This is a genomic window from Flavobacterium saccharophilum (assembly GCF_900142735.1).
In the GTDB taxonomy this organism is placed as follows: Bacteria; Bacteroidota; Bacteroidia; order Flavobacteriales; family Flavobacteriaceae; genus Flavobacterium; species Flavobacterium saccharophilum.
In genome coordinates this window covers 292,899-316,301 of sequence record NZ_FRBY01000001.1, presented here as the reverse complement: position 1 = coordinate 316,301, position 23,403 = coordinate 292,899, and the positions used below count along the sequence as shown (strand labels likewise).

Genomic DNA, 23,403 nt, shown 5'->3' with positions numbered 1-23,403 from the left:
TTTTAAAGCCAAAAACAAATTTAAATACCACGCTATATGATTAAAAAATTACTTTTATTCGTTCGTTCTTTATTTTGTTCAATAGAAGATAACTCTGAAATTACCTTTCATCAACAATCTTACAAATTGTATTATTTGGTTTTCTTAGCTTTTTTCTTTGTGAATTTTGCAGAGGCTCAGATATGGACGAATCCAATTACGGGTACAGCCCCTTCTCTTTCAAATCCTTACACGGCTTCTACTGGTCAAACTATTAATTCTAATATCACTGTAGGGGGTATAGGAAGAGGTAGTAGTGGTTTACTTCCGGGTACTGGAAATAATACTTATTCTGCTACTGGTTGGACAACTAATAATAATACTACTGGTATCGATAGTAACGACTATTTTGAGTTTACTCTAACACCAAATGCAGGTTATGAAATAGATTTTTCTAGTTTAGTCTATACATCTACTAATAGTAATGGTCCACGAAGTTTTGTTTTAAGATCTAGTATAGATGGTTATGCAGTAAATATTGGAGGCGTTGCTACTAGTACTACTGGAAATACGTTTGTGATAAGTGCTTTTCAAAATATTACCACTGCTATTAAATTTCGTCTATACGGTTATAATTCAAGCAATGCTGTAAATTCTTTCAGTATAAATGATTTTACATTTACTGGTACAGTATCAATTTGTAGTCCAAATATTGCTGCAACAGGGGCGACTATATGTCAAGGTGATCCTGGAAAAACCATCTCATCTGGAAAGGGTAGTTCTACTATTTCAGGTAATACAATAACGGGAAGTTGGAATGTAGCAACAGACCCAACTGCACTTAGACCTATTGGTGGGCAGTCAGGATTTGTTAATACAACTACTTGCGGATTTAATACCTCGAATACTTCAAGATCTTACGTAGCGACTACATTTCAGGTTAGTGTGTCGGGTAACTATACTTTTACTATGGCGGATAATGGTGCCTACGATGGTATGGCGTATATTTATAGTGGAAATTTTACTCCGGGAAATTGTAGTGGAGGTGGTACATTTATTAGAGGTGATGATGATGAAGGTACTGGTAGTGGCGGTCAACTGGAGCCTATTATGTCAGGTGTGCCTTTGGTGGCTGGTATAACATACACTCTGATTTCAACTCAGTACTATGCATCTATAAATTCAAATTTTACATGGACTGTAACGCCTCCTTCTGGTGGAGCTTTAGTTGCACCAAGTTGGTATGTTGATGCTACAACTACTACTGCATTCGCAACAGGTTCATCGATTAATCCTGTAGGATTGTCAGGTTCTGGATTACCAGATACTAATACTGCACGAACAAAAACTTATTATGTTTCTTATGCGTCTATTTTGGGATGTAGAACATCTGTAGATTTTGTAATTAATCCTTCTCCAACAATAAGTGGAACTCTAGGTATATGTGTAGGTTCAACTACTCAGTTAACAGGATCACCAACAGCTGCTACGACGTCAGCTTGGGTGTCAGGTAATCCTGCTGTTGCAACCGTTAGCAATGCAGGATTAGTGAATGCTATTGCCGCAGGAACAAGCTTAATTACATATAAAAATAGTAATGGATGTACAACTAAAGCTACTGTAATAGTAAGTGCATTACCGACATTAACGATTACCAATCCTACTGCAGTTTGTGCACCGTCAACAGTTAATGTTACAAACTCATCCGTTCAAACAACGAATACAGGAACTACGACTAAATATTATAGTACATTGGCATTGGCAAATGCAGGTGGAGCATCAGATATTACAACTCCAGGAGCAATTGCTTTAAGTGGTACTTATCATATAAGAAGTGAATCCACTGCCGGGTGCTTTGTTGTTAAACCAGTAACGGTAACAATAAATCCACAACCCATATTAACTATTGTCGATCCAGCTGCAGTATGTTCACCATCAACGGTTAATATCACGACTACAGCAGTTCAGACAGCTAATACAGGAACGACTACTAAATATTACAGCACATTGGCATTGGCAAATGCGGGAGGGGTATCAGATATTACAACTCCAACAGCAATTGCTTCAAGTGGCACTTATCATATAAGAACTGAGTTGTCTACAGGGTGTTATGTTGTTAAGCCAGTAACGGTAACAATAAATGCATTACCGACATTAACGATTACCGATCCAGCTGCAGTATGTTCACCATCAACGGTTAATATCACGACTATAGCAGTTCAGACAGCTAATACAGGAACGACTACTAAATATTACAGCACATTGGCATTGGCAAATGCAGGAGGGGCATCAGATATTACAACTCCAACAGCAATTGCTTCAAGTGGCACTTATCATATAAGAACTGAGTTATCTACAGGGTGTTATGTTGTTAAGCCAGTAACGGTAACAATAAATGCATTACCGACATTAACGATTACCAATCCAGCTGCAGTATGTTCACCATCAACGGTTAATATCACGACTATAGCAGTTCAGACAGCTAATACAGGAACGACTACCAAATATTACAGCACGCTTGCCTTGGCAAATGCGGGAGGGGCATCAGATATTACAACTCCAACAGCAATTGCTTCAAGCAATACTTATTACATAAGAAGTGAATTCGCTACAGGATGCTTCGTAGTTAAGCCAGTAACAGTAACTGTAAACGCTTTACCAGCAGCGCCAGACACAAATACAACCCAGCCAAACTGTGCAGTTGCAACAGGAACGATTAACGTTACAAGTTCTGAAGCAACGTCTTATTTTATTACTAAAATTAGTGATGGATCAATTGCCACAAATGCAAATGGAATCTTTTCAGGACTTCCAGTTGGAGCTTATGATGTTACCATTCAAAATAGTTCAGGATGTATTTCGCCGGCAGTTAGGATAAACATTACTTCGGTTGTGGCAAAACAATGGATAGGAGCATCAGATACAGACTGGAATAACTCAGCAAACTGGTCACCGTCAGGAGTTCCGGGAACTGGAGATTGTGTTGTAATTCCGGATACACGAGCAATTAACAAACCAATTATTAACTCCAATATAACAGCTTATTCAATTACAGTAAATGATTATGGTTTATTGACCGTTAACTCAGACAAGATTTTGACAGTTTCTAAAGAGATAATTGTAGATGCAGGTGGCTCTTTTGTATTCAAAAACAATTCAAGTTTACTGCAATCGGATCCTAATGCTGCCAATACCGGAAATATCACCTACAAACGTATCACATCAGATGTACGCCGTTACGACTTTACATGTTGGTCATCTCCTATACAACGTACTCCTTATTTTACTCTTCATGATGTATCACCACTTACTTTGGCTGATAAATATTATAGTTTTAATCCGTCAACAGGATGGAAAATTAGTTATAATGGAATCTTGCCTATGGAAAAAGGTATGGGGTATATTGTTAGGGCTCCTCAACATTATGATATAGTTAATCCTGCTCCTTACGAGGCTTCCTTTATTGGGACACCAAATAATGGAACAGTAGACATAGTGGCAGAAGCAAATAAAAATATTTTGGTCGGAAATCCTTATCCTTCAGCTTTGAATGCCAAGAAATTCATCGATGACAATCATGCTCGAGGGGTTGATGTAGGTTCGCTATATTTTTGGACACACAATAGCCCTCCCGTTAATTCTATTCCGGGAGATAGAAAGTATTATTACAATACTGCAGATTATGCCGTTTTTAACTTAAGCGGTAGTACCGAGTCATTTAGTGGGGCGAATAGTAATAAGCCATCAGGCTATATTGCCGCTGCAGCATCTTTCTTTATAAGACCTAATCGTGATGATGTTAGGTTTACCAACAGCATGAGAGAGGGTATTAAAAATGATCAGTTTTATAAGACTGCAAAGAAAAATGATGAAGGGAAAAATCGCCTTTGGTTAAATTTCGCTAATACAGAAGGTGCTTTTAAACAAGCTCTAATTGGTTACATTGATGGAGCCACAGATAATCTGGATTATAATTATGACGCACCTACTAATAGTGGAAATGCTTACGTAGATTTTTATAGTATTAACAATACAGATAAATTAACTATTCAGGGTCGTGCCTTGCCTTTTAATGATGCAGATCTTGTTCCGTTAGGATATGTAAGTAAAATAGTTGGAGATTTTACCATCTCTATAGATGAGGCAGATGGACTATTTGATACACAGGCTGTATACCTGGAAGATAAAAAGACTGGAAAAGTTACCGATTTACGTGCTGAAAACTATACGTTTGCAACTGAAAAAGGAACTTTTGAAGATCGATTTGTGCTTCGTTATACAAACAAGACACTTGGAACGGGTGATTTTGAAGATATCGAAAACGGACTTCTAGTTTCTGTAAAAGATAAAACGATAAAAATTATCTCTGCTAAAGAAGCACTAAAAGAAGTTACAATTTTTGATATAAACGGTAAACTACTTTATGATAAAAAGAAAATCAGTTCAACTGAGCTACAGGTCTCAAATCTACAGGCAGCAAATCAGGTTTTATTGGTAAAAGTGATACTTGAAAATGGTTTTACAACTACTCGAAAAATTATTTTTCAATAGATAAATAAAAAAACAACAACAGTTTAAAGAGAGATGCACATTTTTGTGCGTCTCTTTTTTTTTAAATATCACCAAAAGTGGGTATTGCCCATTTTTATAAAACGGTATAATTTCAGGGTATTCTTCTAATATTAACCTGAAATTTTTCTATTTTGATTAAAAACATATTTTTTTCGCTGATTTTACTTTGTCTCGTTGATAAGACTAAAGTTTATGCACAACAAGGAAAAGTAGATAGTAGTTTTAATACTTTTGATGACGGCTCGATTGGAGATGGTTTTGATAACCCGGTGCGAACCCTATTTTTGCAGGACGATCAAAATCTAATTGTAGGAGGAGAATACTTAAATCTCAATGGAATTCCATCTCCTTACTTAGCTCGTTTAAAACCTGACGGAACCGTAGACGAGAGTTTTAATATTGGAACCGGTTTCAATGGTAAAATTTATGCCTCTTATGTTCAGTCAGATGGTAAAATAATTGTTGGAGGTAGTTTCAGTTCTTTTAAAGGAATAAGTTGCGGAAGATTAGTTCGATTAAACTCAGATGGCTCGTATGATGTTTCTTTTAATACTTCAATTGGAGCGACAACAGGAATCGTTTATGCAATTGCTTCGCAGCCCGATGGAAAAATTATTATTGTTGGCAGCTTCACTAAATACAATAATAACACTGTAAACCGAATTGCCCGGATTCTACCGTCTGGCGATCTGGATACTTCTTTTATAACAGGATCTGGTTCAATACTAAATATTATGAATGCCAGTGTTCTGACAGATGGAAAGATTTTGCTCACCGGAAATTTCGCTGCTTTTAATGGAGTTCCGGCCAATAGAATTTTGCGTCTGAATTCTGATGGTCGTGTTGATAACGATTTTAATAGTGGAATCGGTTTTGATGATAATGTAAGTGCGGTGGCGGTCCAGCAAGACGGGAAAATTATTCTGGGAGGGAAATTTACAAACTATAATGGAATTGTCGCCAACAGAATTATTCGGATCAATTACGACGGCAGTATTGATAACAGTTTTTTTCCCGGTACCGGTTTTAGTAACGGAGCAGTTCTGACAATTAAAACGAATAGTTTGGGTAGTATTATGGTAGGAGGATCTTTTAGCGGCAACTATAATGGTGGCGATGTCAACAGAGTTTGTCTTTTGAATTCCAATGGGGTTCTGAGTACAGATGTTGATTTTGGATCAGGACCTGCTACTGCTTCTGTTTATACGCTAGAAAACGACAGAGAAGGTTCCTGGTATATTGGCGGTTCGTTTTCGGTTTTTGATGGATTAAATCAGGGTAGGCTGGCTAAAATTAATTCGGAAGGAGAATATGATACCGGGTATTTATCCGCCGGAGTTGGTTTTGATAACTCCGTTTTAAAAGTATTGCCATTAGAAAACAAAAAAACAATGGTTTTTGGCAATTTTAAAAAATTCAATGGCGTTTTCATTTCCAGAATTGCCTGTCTTTTAGAAGACGGATCATTAGATACTGGTTTTAATACGCAGCAATCCGGAGCCAATAACCTTATAAAAAATGCCGTAATACAGTCAGATGGAAAAATCATTTGCGGAGGAAATTTTACAAAATACAACGAAACACTGATCAACAGGATCGTGCGAATTTCTCCTGATGGAAATATTGATGAAACCTTTACTGTTGGTACAGGTTTTAATAGTCAGGTGTATGCGCTGGCTGTTCAATCAGACAATAAAATAATAGTTGGAGGGAATTTTACGCGTTATAATGATATTCCTTCCGGAAGATTAATCCGATTGCTTCCAAATGGTTTGCCCGATTTAAGTTTTGATGTTGGTCTCGGAGCCGATGCTATTATCGAGACCGTTTTGATTCAACCTGATAATAAAATTTTGGTCGGCGGACATTTCTCCAGTTTTAATGGAAAAATGGTTTCCCGTCTAGTTCGATTAAATGCTGATGGTAGTATTGATCCGGCATTTAATATCGGCAATGGTTTTGACAAGTACATCTACACGATAGCATTACAGTCGGATGGAAAGATAATCCTGGGCGGAAATTTCGTAAATTATAACGGAACCGCGCAAAAAAGAATAGTCCGATTAAATGCTGATGGTAGTCTGGATTCCACTTTCCAATCAGGCTCCGGGTTTAGTAAAGGAGATGTTCGAAGCATTTTGATCCAGCCCGATGGCCGTATCATCGTGGGAGGTACCTTCTCCGGTACGTATAGAAATAATATTGCGATGCGATTAATTCGCTTGTTGAAGTCCGGTGATTTTGATCCTTCTTTTGATGCCCGTCTTAACAGTAAACTTTATACGATGGAATTTACTGCCAATTATCGTTTAATGATTGGTGGTGATTTTAATTCTATATCGGGAATATCCAAACATAGAGCCGCAAGATTGAAACTTTGTTTAGATTCAACTTTTTGGGATGGATTCAGTTGGTCAAATGGTCTTCCTTCTGGAGGAAAGGAAGTTACCTTTAAAGAGAATTATCCTTCTTTAACAACTGCAAATGTTTGCAGTTGTTCAATTGAGGAAGGAAAAGTGGTAACTCTTTTAAGTGGTCATACTTTAGAAATTGAATTCTCTTATTTCGGTCAGGGCACCCTAATTTTGGAAGATTCAGCAAATCTGTATCAATCCGATGATGATATGGTTAATACGGGAGTAATCAATCTTAAAAGAAAAACGTCACCTATCCTACGCTATGATTATACCTGTTGGTCAGCACCTGTTGAGTTTCAAAAACTAGTTGACGTTTCCCCAAATACGTTGTCTGATAAATATTATTCTTACGATTGTCGGATTAAAAGTTGGCAGCTCGAAAATCCTTCTAATGTTATGATTCCCGGAAAAGGATATATCATTAGAGGCCCCCAATACTTCTCTATTACTGATCCAACTGTTTATGAATCAACTTTTAAGGGAATTCCAAACAATGGCAAAATTGAAGCTGATTTAGGGGATGATGGTCATCTTAGTTTAGTTGGAAATCCTTATCCCAGCACTTTAAATGCAGATGCTTTTCTAAAAAAGAATGCCTCAAAAATTAAAGGAACATTGTATTTCTGGACCCATAATACTCCCGTTACAGATCGCAAGTATAATACTGATGATTATGCGGTCTACAATCTGCTTGGCGGTGTAGGGACTCGCGGCGCTTTTTCTACTGGGATTAATGAAAATATTCCGGATAAAACAATTGCTTCAGGACAAGCTTTTTTTGTTACTAGTAAAGGGAGCGGAACCGTAGACTTTAATGATAATATGCGTTTGAATTATAAAAGTTTAGCTTTTTTTAAACCCGGTAGAAATGAGAAAAGTAAAGAGGTTGATGAAGTGGAGAAGCATCGTGTCTGGTTAAACCTAAAAAATGAAGATGGTATTTTTAAACAAATACTCGTAGGATATATAACCGGTGCAACAGATTTTTATGATGAAGATTTTGATGCAGAATCTATCAATGGTAATAAGTTTGCTGATTTTTATAGTATTAATGAAAAGAGAAAATTAGTAATTCAGGGAAGGTCATTGCCTTTTGATGACACAGATTCAATTCCAATAGGTTATACCACTACTGTAGAAGGAGATTTTAATATTAGTATAGATCATGCCGATGGTGTGTTTTCAACTCCAAGAGATTTTTTCATAGAAGATAAGGAGTTAAAAATAATATATAATCTAAAAGATGGACCTTACTTTTTTAGTACAGGAAAAGGAACGTTTGATGATCGTTTTGTGTTGCGTTTTGTTGACAGCAGTTTAAAAATGCAAAATTTTGAAGGTCAAAAGGATCAAATTTTAGTGTCGGTAAACAAACAAAATATCTTTTTTGATAGCACTAATAATGACATAAAAAATATCGTGATTTTTGATCTTTCAGGGAAGCAGATTTACAATAAAAACGACATTAAAAACAGTAAATTTTCTATTCAAAATTTCCCTGTAAAAAATCAAGTTTTAATGATCAAAATAACATTAGAAAAGGGAAGTAGTAAAACATTTAAAATTTTTATTTAGTAGGTTTTTTCTTTAATTATCCATGCCTTTTATCGATAAAAGGCATGGTTTTTTTTTGAAACAAATTTTAGCTCAGTTTGCTTTTGCTGACGTTTTTTTTCGTGTTAAAATTAATTTTAACATAATTTTTTTTCAAATCATCATATTTTTTGATTAATAACTTAAAAAAGTGTATTTGCTTTATCAGATGAGTTGCATTTTTTAAATGATGAATTACATAAAAAATTTTTTTTTATGAGAAATAACTTAGAATAATAAAATCGCCGTTTTTTAGCCGAAATTTAAGGGCTTGATTTAGATTTGGTTAGATGGAAATTGTACATTGTTTAAGGCGTTTTAGCGATAAAATGGGGCTGTAAAAGCAACTTGAAAAATCGATGAAATGCAACTCGAAAAAAGCCGTTTTTTTAAGCGCTTTTTTTTGAAAATAATTTGCTTAAAAAATCTATTGTTAAATTTAAAAAGCACATAAAATGGACAAAAAATTACTTATCATTTTTTCGATGTTATTTTGTTTTGGATTTGCTAATGGGGCCACTATTACAAGTACAGGAACAGGGAATTGGTCTTCCGCCTCATCTTGGGTTGGTAATGTTGTGCCTGGCCCAGATGATGATGTTATTATAGCCTCCGGATCGACTATTACTATTAATTCAAATGTTTCAGCAAAATCTATAACAATAAATGGAACATTACTTGTTTCTGGTGATCGAACTGTAACAACATCAGCAGGGAATACTCTTGCTATAATTATTAATGGTACACTTGGTTTTTCATCAAATCAAAGTGACATAAGATTTCCGGAAGGAACGACCTTATTTATTAATAAACCTTCGGGAAAAATTGATGAGTCAGGAGGTTGCTCTAATAATGTTGCTTTGTACATTGGTTCGTTAAAATTTGCCGTTTGTGTTGGAAGTGGAAATGGAAATAATGCCACTTATACTTTTGAACAACTCAATGAATTAGGCGGAACTATACAGTCTAACCCTACTAGTGACGCACCGATTTGTGAAGGCAATACCCTTAATTTTACAGCAGCGAAGATAGGTGTTGATGGGACTGGATTGAAGTGGGATTGGTCTATAAAACCTCCTGGAACGGCATCTTTTGAACCCTACCTTAATAGTCAAAATGTAGTGTCTTTTGCAAATGCTGTCGCAGGAATTTACGAGGCAAATCTAACTTATACAACTACTTACGGAGGGGTAAGTTATACTAGTAGTAAAACTATTTTTGCGACCGTTAACGCAAAACCAGTTGCTAGTATTACTGCAAGCGGTCCAACAACATTTTGTGACGGAGGTAGTGTTACTTTAACATCAAGTGCTGGTTCGAGTTATGCATGGTCAAATGGTCAGACAACACAAAGTATAGTTGTGACATCATCAGATGATTATAGTGTTATCGTAAAAAATGCATTGGGCTGTGAAAGTCTTGAATCTGCCCCAATTACAGTAACGATGAGACCTATACTTGCAGTGCCAAGTGTTTTTAGTAATATTGGTGCTACTTGTGTTTCATCGACAGGGACTGTTGTATTGAGAAATTTACCAACAACAACTACAGCAATACCAAATTGGGTTATTCATCAGACTGGTACCGTGTTACAAACATATACTGGAGGTGGTGGTGCAGATCCAACTACATATACAATCTCAAATTTAATTCCAGGAACCTATAATTTTTCTATAGAATTTGGAGATTACTGTCCGGTTTCAATAAATGGTGTTGTGGTTAAAACAGCAGAAACAAATATCTGGCGAGGCCCCGGCTCCGGCCCCACCTTTGGATGGTCAAAAGGTAGTGACCCTTCTAGCGACGGGACTGAAAGCATAGAATTTGCTGCTGATTATCAATCTACAGGTGATTTGGCAAGTTGTTCCTGCAAAGTAAATGCCGGAAAATTGGTAACTATAAATGCTGGACATACATTGTATGTTGAAAACCAGCTGGTAGTGGAGTCTGCTGCAGGGGCGAAATTAACATTTGAAAATAATGCAAGTTTAGTGCAGCTTAACAATGTCGCTAATACTGGAAATATTATTTACAAACGTAATACAACACCGGTTCGTCGTTATGATTTTACCTGTTGGTCGTCACCAGTTACCCGCACACCTGCTTTTATGTTAAAAGATCTTTCTCCAGATACTTTAGGAGATAAATACTATAAATACAATCCAACGACGGGGTGGATTATTATTTATAATGGTGCAGCAGAGATGGTAAAAGGGGTTGGATATATTATTCGGGCACCGCAATATTGGGATATATATCAGCCTTTAGTGTATAGTGGCTCTTTTACTGGTGTTCCTAATAATGGACCAGTTACTGTTCCTCTAATTGCGGCTGAAAGATCAAGTTTGCTTGGTAATCCTTATCCGTCGGCAATCTACGCTGATTATTTTATTCGTGATAACCAGAATAATGTATATGGAACATTATATTTTTGGACCCACAATACTCCTCCGGCAAAAGTTCTTCCCGGCGATAAGACCTATCAGTATACAACTGATGATTATGCGATTTATAACTTAACCGGTAGTGTCGATGTTGGACATCTTTCTAGCGCGGGCGCCACAACTAGTCCTAATCAAGATCCCCCATCAGGATACATAGCAGCGGGTCAATCCTTTTTTGCCAAATCAAAAACGAATCTTAGTGCGGTTTTCACCAATTCAATGCGGGTTCGTGGTAGTAATGCTCAGTTCTTTAAATCGGTTGCTACTCAAAAGGAAAACACTGAGTCACATAAAGTTTGGCTTAATTTGAGTAATGCTGAAGGAGCTTTTAAACAATTATTAGTTGGTTATCTTGAAGGAGCAACAAATTCGTGGGACGATAATTACGACGGACTTACAATAAATGGAAATAAGTATGTTGATTTTTATAGCATTAATACCGATCAAAAATTAATAGTTCAGGGGCGCGCTTTGCCTTTTGAAGAGACCGATATTGTACCGCTTGGCTATAAGTCAACAATTGCGGGTGAGTTTGTGATTTCTATTGATCATGCTAGTGGAGATTTAGATACACATCCTATTTATCTGGAAGATAAAGCAAATAACATGCTTCATGATTTAAGAAGTAGTGATTATAAATTCACAACGACTATTGGAACTTTTAACGATCGTTTTGTTTTGCGTTATGTTGGTGAAACTTTAGGAAATGAGGAATTTCAAGATTCGGAACAAGCTGTTTTGGTTTCAACAAAAGATAAAGTTATCAAAGTGACATCAACGAAAGAAATAATTAATGTAATAACTATTTTTGATCTTACAGGAAAAGTTATCTACAGTAAAGATAAGATAGATTCTACAGAGTTACAGATAGCCAATATCCAGTCTGGAAGTCAAGTACTATTAATAAAAGTATCGCTTGAAAATGATGTAGCATCTACAATCAAGATCGTTTTCTAGACACTAAAAATAAAAAAAGTGAAAACCCATTCTATAAAAGGAATGGGTTTTTTTTATGTCTAATAACTATTTTTTTATCACCAGTTCGTATTTGAAAATGTTAAAGTGCTGTTTTTCAGTAAAATTATTTGGAGAGGTTGTAAATAAAATCGTACCTTGTTGTTGTTTTCTTTCGATAAAACACATAAAAGCCCGTTATACTGCATCTTTTTACATCTTTTACATTAAAAACTAAATAGAGATTTTAGTTTTTTACCCGCCTAAAATACAGATTGTTAATTTGAATACCGCGTTTAATGACAGAAGAAATTTAGATTCTCTTCGTGTGTTGTATGTGCTTGAAGAGCTTGTTTACATTCTGTTCAAAATGGGGTATTTAAAAATTTTGAAATGATTTTCATTGAGTTTGAATCTGATTTTTTAATTATTAAAATGCCACAGTATGAAAGAATATTTACTCCTAGTATTGATTTTTTTTCGGTTTTTAATATCATCTAGTTTTAGCAGGAAGCAGAAAAGAAATCTCGTTTTGTTTACAAAACTACGACTGGCATCCTTCTTATGTTTAATCTCTCTTTCTTTATGGGCACAACCGCCCCCACATACTTTTGATCTTAATGGATCTTTAGTTGTTCCAGCCGGAATAACTAAGATGACTGTGCAGGCCTGGGGTGGTGGCGGTGCCGGTGGTGGCGCTTCTGGTGCCACAGATTTACTTGGTGTTGTTACTGGTCGCGGTGGAGCAGGTGGTGGAGGTGGGGCTTATGCAACGGCTGAAATTACCGTTATACCAGGAGTAACTTTAAATGTAATTGTGGCTCGTCAAGTCGCTGGATCAAGTAATGTTACGGGTACTGTAGGGGAGACATCAACTATATCAGGTTTTGAAAATTTTATAAAAGCCGTTGGGGGACAAGGAGGTGGTGCGAATTATAATGGACAAGTTCCTACAGGCGGTCTTGGTGGTCAGGCTTCGGCTTGCTCTGGTACAGCGGTTGATGGTAGTACTGGCGAAATAGGTAGTACTGCAGTACTATCTTTAGGACTTAAGTCTGGAGCTGGAGGGAAAGGGGGTATTCCTGGTGGCGGAAATGGAGGTGCAAGCCTTATGGGGACCCTAGTATTATCAACTAGTAGGGCAGGTAATTCAGGAAGCGCACCTGGTGGAGGTGGAAGCGGTGCAATTGATGCTATAGGCGGTGCTAAAATAGGGGGAGCCGGTGCTGCAGGGCAGGTTATTGTAAGTTATACTTGTCCAACTTATAGTATTACATCCGTTACGGCTGAAAGTGTTTGTGCTTCATCCGGATCTTCTAAAATAACTTTACTAGGAAGTGCAGATTCTTTGCCAGTTGGTGATTATACCGTAACTTATAGTCTTACGAATCCGCCTCAAAATGATTTGTCTATTGCCATGACCGTTACAACAGCAGGAGTGGGCGATTTTACGCTGACAGGTTTTACTGCTGTGGGTACAAGAGATATCACAATTAAAAAATTAAGCTCAGGTGCTTGTTTTAAGGAGTTAACTTCTAATAATGTGGCCAGTATCATTACTTCCGCGGTTACAGCTGGTGGTACGGTAGCTGGCGGAACAGCTATTTGTAATGGTGCTACTAGCGGTACACTTTCATTGACCGATCATACTGGGTCGGTTTTGAATTGGGAATCCTCAGTAAGTCCTTTTACTACATGGGTTCCTATAACAAATACAGCAACAACGAGTTACGTATCGATGCCATTAACAGAAACTACCAGATTTAGAGCAGTGGTTCAAAGTGGAGGATGTGCTGTTGAACGTTCTGTTGAAACAACCGTAGTTGTTAATCCATTACCTCAGGGAAGTTTAACGGGCAATGGGACATTTTGCGCTGGCGGATCGCCGCAGCTGCGCTTTACAGCTACCTCTGGTACAGGACCTTATACAATAGTGTATAAAGAAAATGGAGGGGCAGACCGCACAGTGACAAACATAAGTAGTGGGATAGATTTTGCAGCTTTTACATCGCCGGTAAATAGTTCCGTGAACTATTCACTGGTTTCTGTTACAGATGCCAATAATTGTACACGAAATACAGCGTTCACGTCTCCTTTGACAACCATAACAGTTAATGCACAATCATCTACGCCAATAGTAGGAACTATTATTCAGCCTAACTGTCTCATTTCAACAGGAAGCGTACCCTTAACTGGATTACTCTCACCCGGGTCATGGACAATTATCCAAACCGGAGCAGTTAATAAAATTTATAATGGTACAGGAACTAGTTTTACAGTTCCTGATTTGGTACCTGGCAACTATCTTTTTACCATACAGGATGCTACGGCTTGTCCCTCATTGCCCACTTCCAGTGTTGAAATTAAACCTTCAGTTGTAAATACCTGGAATGGGAGTAATTGGTCAGAAGGTAGTGAACCAAAAAATAATACAAATGTTGTGCAATTCTCAGGCGACTATGAAATCAGTGACAATCTAAGTGGATGTTCTTTAATTATAGATTCAGGTGTAAGTGTTGTGGTTAATTCCGGGTATACCCTGACAATTGCAAATGCTGTAAATAATAATGGAGGAACATTAACATTTGAAAATAACGCAAGTTTATTGCAAATTAATGAGAATGTCAATATTGGAAACATTATCTATAAACGAGATACATCACCTGTACGACGCTATGATTTTACTATGTGGTCTTCTCCTGTTACACGTAATCCAGTTTTTAAATTAAATGATTTATCGCCTAATACACTTGCTGATAAATATTATAAATACGATCCGCTAACAGGTTGGATTGTAATTTATAACGGTGCTGAAGAAATGGAAGCAGGAAGAGGTTACATTATAAGAGCTCCGCAAAATTATGACATAAATAATCCATCTGTTTTTAGTGGGAGTTTTATCGGTACACCTAATAACGGCACGATATCTATATCGTTACCTGCTGCCGAAAAATCATACTTACTTGGAAATCCTTACCCTTCAGCAATATATGCAGATCAGTTTATAGTTGATAATACAGCAAATTTGTACGGAACCTTATATTTTTGGACACATAACACTTCTCCAAGTAAGGAAGCTGGTGGGGATCACAAATACTACTACGACACGAATGATTATGCTATATATAATTTATCGGGAAGTATTACTGTTGGAGCAATGCAAGGTGATGGAGCAATATCGCCTGGAAATCAAAGGGCTCTAGAGGGATATATTGCGGCGGGGCAATCCTTTTTTGTCAAATCAAAAACAGCTTTAAATGCAGTGTTTACGAATTCAATGCGGGTTCCGGGTCTTAACGATCAGTTTTTTAAAAGTAGTGCTGTCAAAAAAAAGAATGATACCGGTCACAGGGTTTGGCTCAATTTTACGAATACACAAGGAGCCTTTAAGCAAATATTAATTGGCTATGTGGAAGGAGCAACCAATTCCTGGGATAATAATTATGACGGACTTACGATGGACGCTAATAAATATCTGGATTTTTACAGCATTAACGAAATGCTGAAATTAGTAATTCAGGGGCGCAGTCTTCCTTTTCTTGAAACTGATGTTGTTCCTTTGGGTTATAGATCTATAATTGAGGGCGAGTTTACAATTTCTATCGATGACACTACCGGTGATTTGAGTACCCATGATATTTATTTAGAAGATAAACTAGCCCAAAAAATGCATAATTTAAAAACTAGTAACTACAATTTTAATACGGCTACAGGAACTTTTGATGATCGTTTTGTATTACATTACACCAATAAATCTTTGGGGACAGTTGATGTTGAAAATACAGAAGAAACAATTTTTGTTTCCGTAAAAGAGAATAGTATCAAAGTGACATCAGCTAAGGAAAATATTAGTGAGGTTGCGGTATTTGATATTACCGGAAGGCTTCTTTACAACAAATTAAAAGTTAATGCAACAGAATTGCAAATAACCAGTTTGCAAGCTGGTAGCCAGGTTTTGCTAGTAAAAACGACATTAGAAAATGGATATAGTACTTTGAAAAAAGTGGTTTTTTAATAGTAGTTCAATAAATAAAAAAACGGTTGAAATTTTAGTTTCAACCGCTTTTTTAATTCTATTATGCAGATTTTGCTAAATTCTCATTGGTATTTTCAATCGCTTTTTGATTTTTATAATCAATCCATTTTTGGCCTTTAAACCTTCTCATCATAATATCAAAATAACGCATAATGAAAACATTATAGGCGGCCTTGGATAAATTGGTAATGTTTTTTGGAAAAGCACGTAAACTCATAGAGAATCCCGGAGTCAAATATTTCATATAATGCCAATATCCTTCGGGCATATATAACATCTCACCATGTTTAAGATTGGTAATATAGCCTTCGGCATTTTTTAAGGCAGGAAATTTTTCATAATCCGGATCATCAAAATCAATATCTTCTCTCGAAATCAATGCATGGGGCACTTTATACATGTATTTTGACTGATCAGGAGGAAAGATCATACATTGTTTTTCGCCATGAAAATGAAAATGCAGAATATTCGAGTAATCAATATCAAAGTGCATAAAGACCTTTGAGTTTTCTCCGCCAAAAAACAGCATCGGCATTTGCTTCACAAGTTTCAAACCAATATCAGGCCATAAAAAGTCGTTTTTCAATACTGGGACTTCCTTCATTAAATTATAAAGGAAAATACGATAGTTAGTAGGTTTAGATTGTAAAAGAGTGATGTAATCGCTCATTTTCATTTTAGTATGTGCTTCGTTAAAGCCATCCTCATGATTTACAGGTCGATCATCGTATAGAGGAACGGTAATGTCACCGGCGATTTCATTAATATAGGATAATTTCCATTTATGATATGCTGGCCAGTCTTCGGTCAGTTCTTCAATAACAACGGGAATTTGTTTTTTGACATATTGGGAAATAAAATCAGATTTTGAGATTTTTTTTACCCTTTCGATTTGTTTTAACTTCATCTTTGATAAATAAAAAAATTGCTTCTGACACTAAGTCAAGAAGCAATTTAAAAATATTTATTGAGATTTATTAACTCTTTAGCTTAAATTTTTGATTTGATCGAAGCTTCAAGATTTCTTTCAATTGTATGTCCAGGTCTTGACCATTTAGGTTTTTCGCCTAATGGCGCGAACTGAGAATCTTCAGCTTCAACTGTTTGAGGCTGCGAAACTTTAACGAATGGTTTTTGTGGAATCAATCCTAGCATCTCAAACATTTTCATGTCTCCGTGTACATCCGGATTTGGAGTAGTAAGCAATTTATCTCCTGCAAAAATAGAATTTGCACCAGCAAAGAAACACATTGCTTGTCCTTCACGACTCATGTTAGTTCTTCCGGCAGATAAACGAACTTGTGTATCCGGCATAACAATTCTGGTAGTGGCTACCATACGAATCATTTCCCAGATCTCAACTGGTTTTTCTTCTTCCATCGGAGTTCCTTCAACGGCAACTAAAGCATTAATTGGCACTGATTCCGGTTGTGGATTTAAAGTAGAAAGGGCAACAAGCATTCCGGCTCTGTCTTCAACACTTTCTCCCATTCCAATAATTCCGCCACTACAAACCGTAACATTCGTTTTACGAACATTTTCGATAGTTTGTAAACGGTCTTCAAAACCACGAGTAGAAATTACATCTTTATAATATTCTTCAGAAGTATCTAAATTGTGGTTGTAAGCGTATAATCCTGCTTCTGCCAAACGTTGTGCCTGGTTTTCAGTAATCATACCAAGTGTACAACAAACCTCCATATCAAGTTTATTAATAGTACGAACCATTTCTAAAACCTGATCAAATTCTTCGCCATCTTTTACGTTCCTCCAGGCTGCTCCCATACAAACACGAGAAGATCCGCTTGATTTAGCACGCAAAGCCTGAGCTTTTACCTGACTAACACTCATTAAGTCATTTCCTTCAACGCCAGTGTTGTAACGTGCAGCTTGCGGGCAATAGCCACAATCTTCAGGACAGCCTCCGGTTTTAATAGATAGTAATGTAGATACCTGAACTACGTTCGGATCGTGTTTTGTTCTATGAATTGTGGCTGCTTCATATAGCAGGTCCATCATAGGTTTGTTATATATGGCGATTATTTCGTCTTTTGTCCAATTGTGTTTTGTAATGCTCATCGATACATTTTTTTGATGCTTCAAAAGTAGTTAAATTGTTCTAATCAACCAATGTGTATTTCTGTAAATGAATATTTGACAGCTATTTTCAAAAAAGAAACACTCTAAAATCATAGAATTATACTTTTTCATGATTTTAGAGTGCTTAAATGAGAGATTTATTTAATAAAAATTAATCGGCTGCATATTTGTTATTCCAATATAACATCATCATTAAAGTCACAATTACGGACGATGCGACTCCTTCAAAAAGCAAACAAATGCAATAAGTTGGTACAGAAGGATTTCCTCCAAACATAAATGTTTCTGATAAACTTTGCACATAGGCGTCTCCACCTCTTGCATAACTGTAAACTAGTAATCCGAAGACGCTCATGCACACACCAACTACAGAAGTTGTCATTGCTGACACTGCATTAGACACAAAGTTGGTTTCGCCCTCGCGAAGATTCATTTGCATTGTTCTGTTAACACCATAAAATATAAAGAATACATTTAGTGTACGCAGATAAAACAAATCTGCAAGCCCTAATAGATTCATCAATAAAAAATAAATTCCTATTCCGAGGAAAATTAAAAAACCGTTGGTTATTTCTTTAGGTAATTTCATAGTGGTTATTTTTAAAGAAGTTAATAGTAAATGATTGACAAACAGAGTTGTATATCAAATTTACTAAAAAAATAACTACGATGATTTAAATTTGGTGAAAAGTATGTTTGAAAGCTTTCTAAAGTTGAGAAACAAAAGCTAAAGCATCAATTTTATCTTGATTTAATTGCGCTTTTAGTAAATCAACTGAGCCAAATTTTTGTTCGTCACGAAGATAGTGTAGTAATGAAACTTCAATTTTTTCGCCGTAAATGTCAGCATCAAAATCAAAAAGATTCACCTCGATTGTTTGTTTTTCACCGTTCACTGTCGGATTAAAACCAATATTCATCATTCCAAAAACTTCTTTTCCACCAATTAAGGCTTTTGCAACATAAACCCCATTCTTTGGAATTAATTTATAATCTTCTTCAATTTTAATGTTGGCTGTCGGGAAACCAATGGTTCGTCCTAATTGTTTTCCTTTTACAACTTCACCTGATAAAAAGTAAGAATAACCAAGGTAATCATTGGCCAAATCCATGTTTCCTTCGTTTAAAGCTTTTCTGATTTTGGTAGAGCTTACAGAAACATCCTGAATTTCCTGTGCTGAAATTTGTTCAACTTCAAAACCATATTCGGCTCCAAAAGCAATAAGGTCATCAATATTAGCCGTTCTGTTTCTTCCAAAACGGTGATCATGTCCAATAATTATTTTCTGAATATGAAATTGATCTACTAAAATAGAATGCACAAATTCTTCGGCAGTTAATCTTGAAAAACTTTCATTAAAAGGATGAATTACTAAATTTTCAATGCCTGTTTGTTCTAAAAGTTTTGTTTTTTCAGCAATCGTGTTTAAGAGTTTAATTTCTGATTTCTCTTGTAAAACCATTCTGGGATGCGGAAAAAATGTAAGAACCAGACTCTCGTATTTTCCGTTTTCAGTGTTCTGAGTGATTCTTTCCAATATTTTTTTATGACCAATATGTACGCCATCAAAGGTACCAAGAGTTAAAATAGTTTTCTTGGTTGAATGGAAATCGTTTATAGAATGAAAGAGCTTCAAAACAAATAATTTAAGATGGTGCAAATTTATACTATCTATTTGAAATTTTACACTACCCCCGATTGATTTTTTGAAGAGATTTGACTACTTTTTGTGAATAACGGTCAACTGGTCGACTAAAAAGGATTAAATGTCGTTTATATGTAAGAATTTGATTTAATTCTCTTAATTTTGATTTTTCAAATACCGTTGAGTATGAAAAAACTACTACTTTTTTTATTTGTTATTTTTTGCTGTGTTGAAATTCACGCTCAAAATGATGACTTATGGCAAAGAACAACCTCAAATTCTGCTTTAACTAAGAGGGCAAGTTCATCAAATTCCGGAAGATTATATTACAGACTGAATTCGGATTTCTTAAAAAGCAAACTTGCTGCAACAACCGGAAAGACATCGAAAGCGATTAATTCTGAAATTACAATTCCAAATGCGGATGGTGTTTTAGAACGCTTTACAGTTTGGGAATCATCTAATTTTGAGCCAGAATTACAAGCGAAGTATCCTGAAATAAGGGCTTATGAAGGAAATGGTTTAGATGATAAATCGGCAAAAATACATTTTAGTGTTTCGCCATTGGGAATCCAAACTATGGTTTTTCGTGCTGATAAATTAACTGAATTTATTGAAGTTAATCCTGACGACAAAACAGAATATGTTCTATTTGCAAAAAACGAATCGGGTTCTAAAAAGTTGATTTGCAAGACAAACAATGACGTTTCAAATACTAATGCGACAGCGAAAACTGCCAAAGTAGCATCGAATACTAAAGTTTTTAAAACAATGCGTCTTGCATTATCCTGTACAGGAGAATATACTGCTTATTTTGGTGGTACAAAAGCAGGTGCATTAGTAGGAATGAATGCAACGCTTACAAGAGTAAACGGTATTTTTAATAAAGACCTGGCAGTAAAGCTGGTGTTAATTGCTAATACAGATGCTTTGATCTATACAGATGCAACAACAGATCCCTATGCAGATGCAGAAGAAGGAGCAGACGGTGAGTGGAATACAGATTTACAGGAGAATTTAACTGCTGTAATTGGAAATGCTAATTATGATATTGGGCATTTATTTGGTGCTTCGGGTAATGGCGGAAACGCTGGCTGTATAGGTTGTGTTTGTACAAATCCAACAACTAACAACCCTTTAGGAAAAGGGAGTGGTTATACCTCGCCTTCCAATGAAAGGCCTGAGGGCGATACATTTGATATTGATTTTGTTGCCCATGAGATGGGGCATCAATTAGGTGCGACACATACTTTTTCTTCTGAAGAAATTGAGGGATCTGGTACTCACGTTGAGCCGGGAAGCGGATCAACTATTATGGGATACGCAGGAATAACAGATTATAATGTTCAGAATAATTCAGATGATTATTTTGCTTATGCCAGTATAATTCAAATTCAAGATAATCTTGCTTCAAAGACTTGTCCGGTAAATACAGCAACAATAAATAACCCACCTACAGTTGATGCAGGCAAAGATTACACGATACCAATAAGTACAGCTTTTGTATTAAAAGGGTCAGGCTCTGATCCTGAAGGTGATTCGATAACTTATAATTGGGAACAATACGATAGTGCCACAACAACTTCAGGAGGAAATAGTATTGCCTATCCTACAAAGCCAGACGGACCTTTGTTTAGATCGGTAATTCCTAATTCAAGCCCAATTCGCTATATGCCGGCGCTAAATTCTGTTATTCAGAATCAATTAACTACAAAATGGGAATCGGTTTCTTCTATAGCCAGGACATTGCATTTTACATTAACGGCAAGAGACAATGCAGCTTCAGGAAAAGCCCAGACAAATACAGATGAGATGATTGTAACTGTTGCTTCTTTTGCCGGCCCATTTGAAGTAACATCGCACATAAATGATGATGTAAGCTGGTGGCAGGGATTGAGTGAAACGGTAACATGGAACGTTAATAATACTAATACACTTGAAGGTTCATCGGCAGTTAATATCAAATTATCTACAGATGGTGGTTTGAGTTTTCCAATAGTTCTGGCATCAAATACACCAAATGATGGTTCTGAAGTGATCACGCTTCCGACAAGTGTTCCTTCTTCTAAGAATTGCAGAATCCTGATTGAACCAACTGGCAATATTTATTATGCATTAAACCTTAAACCATTTGCAGTAGGATATACTTCAGCAACAACCTGTGATTCATATAGTTTCGGAAGTTCCTTTTCTATTCCAAACACCACAACATTTGTTACAAAAACCATTATGATTCCGGCAACTACAGCAACGGTTTCAGATGTAAATGTTTCGGTTAATGTAACACACACAAGGTTTTCTGACATTGAAATCCAAATTGTAAATCCACAGGGAACCGTGGTGAGACTGTTTAATAAAGACTGTGCATCAACAAATTCAACTTTAGCTATGCAATTTGATGATTCCGGTAATGCCTTAGATTGTAATAGAACAACAGAGCAAATCGTTTTACCAGTTGATTTGTTAAGTGCTTTTAATGGCCAAAACCCTGCGGGAACCTGGACTTTAAGAGTTCGTGATGCTGTCACGGGAATGTTCGGAACGGTAAATTCAGCTTCCATAAACATTTGTGGACAAACATATACCTTGGGAACGCCTGATTTTGAAAATATCGATTTTGTATTATCTCCAAATCCCAACAAAGGAAGTTTTACTATTCAATTTGAAAGTCAATCAAATAATGGAGTAATTGTTTTTGTACATGATATTTTGGGTAAGAAAGTTTATGAAAACACCTTTGAAAGTACAACAGACTTTAATCAAAACATTCAATTGCAAAATGTTTCTGCCGGAATCTATCTGGTAACAGTTGTTGATGGAGACAGAAGAACCGTTAAGAAAATTGTAGTCAATTAAACCCCCAATTTCTTAATTCCAAATTCCAATCCGTTGTCTTTTTTACTTTTAAAGTAAATTGTTTTCTAGACAAAGATTGGAATTTGGAATTTTTTTATTGGAATTTTAATTTTAAGAGTTCGCCATCGCCATACAAACAATGCTAATTTTTGCTCCAGGAATTTTTAATAACGCCCTTGAACAGGCTTCTAGCGTAGCGCCGGTTGTGAGTACGTCGTCGACAATTAGAAAATGTTTGTTTTGATTTTCTTCGGAAATATGAACGTCGAATATATTTTCGATGTTTTCAGATCTTCCTAATAGATTCTTTTTTGATTGCGTTTTGGAGTATTTCTTTCGATATAAAACAGCATCATCAAAAGTTATCTTTAAGCCTGCGGCCAAAGCTTTTCCAAAAGTGGTTACCTGATTATAACCGCGTTCCTTAAATTTTCTTTTATGGAGCGGAACCGGAATCACAACATCAAAAGGAATTTCTAAATTCAGGTCTTTTAAATCTTCTACATACCAGTTTCCTAAAATAAAACCAATTTCTTCATGACCTTTGTATTTTAAGTTGTGAATGAGTTCTTGGACAATTCCTCTTTTATTGAAATATAAAAAGGCAGAAGCATGTTGAATGTCAATTTTGCCGTAGAATTTCTTTACAGCTTCATTTTTGGTATCCAAATGATATTGAGTGAGAGGCATTTCGTGTCGGCAATATGTACAGATTACAGATTCATTTGACATTAAAAGAGTGTGGCAGGCGGCACAAACTTTAGGGAAAAACAGGTTAAGAAGATAATTAATCACAAATAGAAGGA

General features: G+C 36.1%; 10 protein-coding genes. 5 read left to right on the top strand and 5 right to left on the bottom strand.

Annotated features, from left to right (window positions below):
- Positions 1-36 precede the first annotated feature (36 nt).
- The 4 genes from BUA98_RS01305 to BUA98_RS01290 all read left to right on the top strand — a co-directional run bounded on the left by BUA98_RS01305 (position 37) and on the right by BUA98_RS01290 (position 15,974).
- Positions 37-4,530, top strand: coding sequence for a T9SS sorting signal type C domain-containing protein (locus tag BUA98_RS01305; protein WP_072969864.1), 4,494 nt, complete (start codon positions 37-39; stop codon positions 4,528-4,530).
- 152 nt (positions 4,531-4,682) lie between these two features.
- The gene (locus BUA98_RS01300) at positions 4,683-8,543 is read left to right on the top strand and encodes a T9SS sorting signal type C domain-containing protein (RefSeq protein WP_086065098.1); all 3,861 of its coding nucleotides are present in this window, start codon (positions 4,683-4,685) and stop codon (positions 8,541-8,543) included.
- 473 nt (positions 8,544-9,016) lie between these two features.
- Positions 9,017-11,962 (top strand): T9SS sorting signal type C domain-containing protein, encoded by a 2,946-nt coding sequence (locus BUA98_RS01295; RefSeq protein WP_072969863.1) that lies wholly within the window; start codon positions 9,017-9,019, stop codon positions 11,960-11,962.
- 529 nt (positions 11,963-12,491) lie between these two features.
- Positions 12,492-15,974, top strand: coding sequence for a T9SS sorting signal type C domain-containing protein (locus tag BUA98_RS01290; protein ID WP_139256983.1), 3,483 nt, complete (start codon positions 12,492-12,494; stop codon positions 15,972-15,974).
- 61 nt (positions 15,975-16,035) lie between these two features.
- Here BUA98_RS01290 and BUA98_RS01285 read toward each other — a convergent pair whose 3' ends face one another.
- From BUA98_RS01285 to BUA98_RS01270, 4 genes are all read right to left on the bottom strand, one after another.
- Complete coding sequence (locus BUA98_RS01285) at positions 16,036-16,902, bottom strand: cupin-like domain-containing protein (RefSeq protein WP_072969861.1); 867 nt, start codon at positions 16,900-16,902, stop codon at positions 16,036-16,038.
- Between the two features lie 83 nt (positions 16,903-16,985).
- Positions 16,986-18,074, bottom strand: coding sequence for a biotin synthase BioB (bioB, locus tag BUA98_RS01280; RefSeq protein WP_072969860.1), 1,089 nt, complete (start codon positions 18,072-18,074; stop codon positions 16,986-16,988).
- A 172-nt stretch (positions 18,075-18,246) separates the two neighbouring features.
- Positions 18,247-18,684, bottom strand: coding sequence for a hypothetical protein (locus BUA98_RS01275; protein ID WP_072969859.1), 438 nt, complete (start codon positions 18,682-18,684; stop codon positions 18,247-18,249).
- A gap of 118 nt (positions 18,685-18,802) precedes the next feature.
- Positions 18,803-19,732 carry a bifunctional riboflavin kinase/FAD synthetase gene (locus BUA98_RS01270; RefSeq protein WP_072969858.1) on the bottom strand — a complete coding sequence of 310 codons (930 nt, stop codon included), beginning with the start codon at positions 19,730-19,732 and terminating at the stop codon, positions 18,803-18,805.
- A gap of 195 nt (positions 19,733-19,927) precedes the next feature.
- On the opposite strand from BUA98_RS01270, the gene BUA98_RS01265 reads away from it, so the two are divergent.
- Positions 19,928-22,597, top strand: a complete 2,670-nt coding sequence (locus BUA98_RS01265; protein WP_072969857.1) for a zinc-dependent metalloprotease — start codon at positions 19,928-19,930, stop codon at positions 22,595-22,597.
- Positions 22,598-22,708: 111 nt separating this feature from the next.
- On the opposite strand, the gene BUA98_RS01260 is transcribed toward BUA98_RS01265, so the two are convergent.
- A complete protein-coding gene (locus BUA98_RS01260; RefSeq protein WP_244279159.1) occupies positions 22,709-23,287 on the bottom strand; it encodes a ComF family protein in 579 nt (192 codons plus the stop codon).
- Positions 23,288-23,403: the final 116 nt, after the last annotated feature.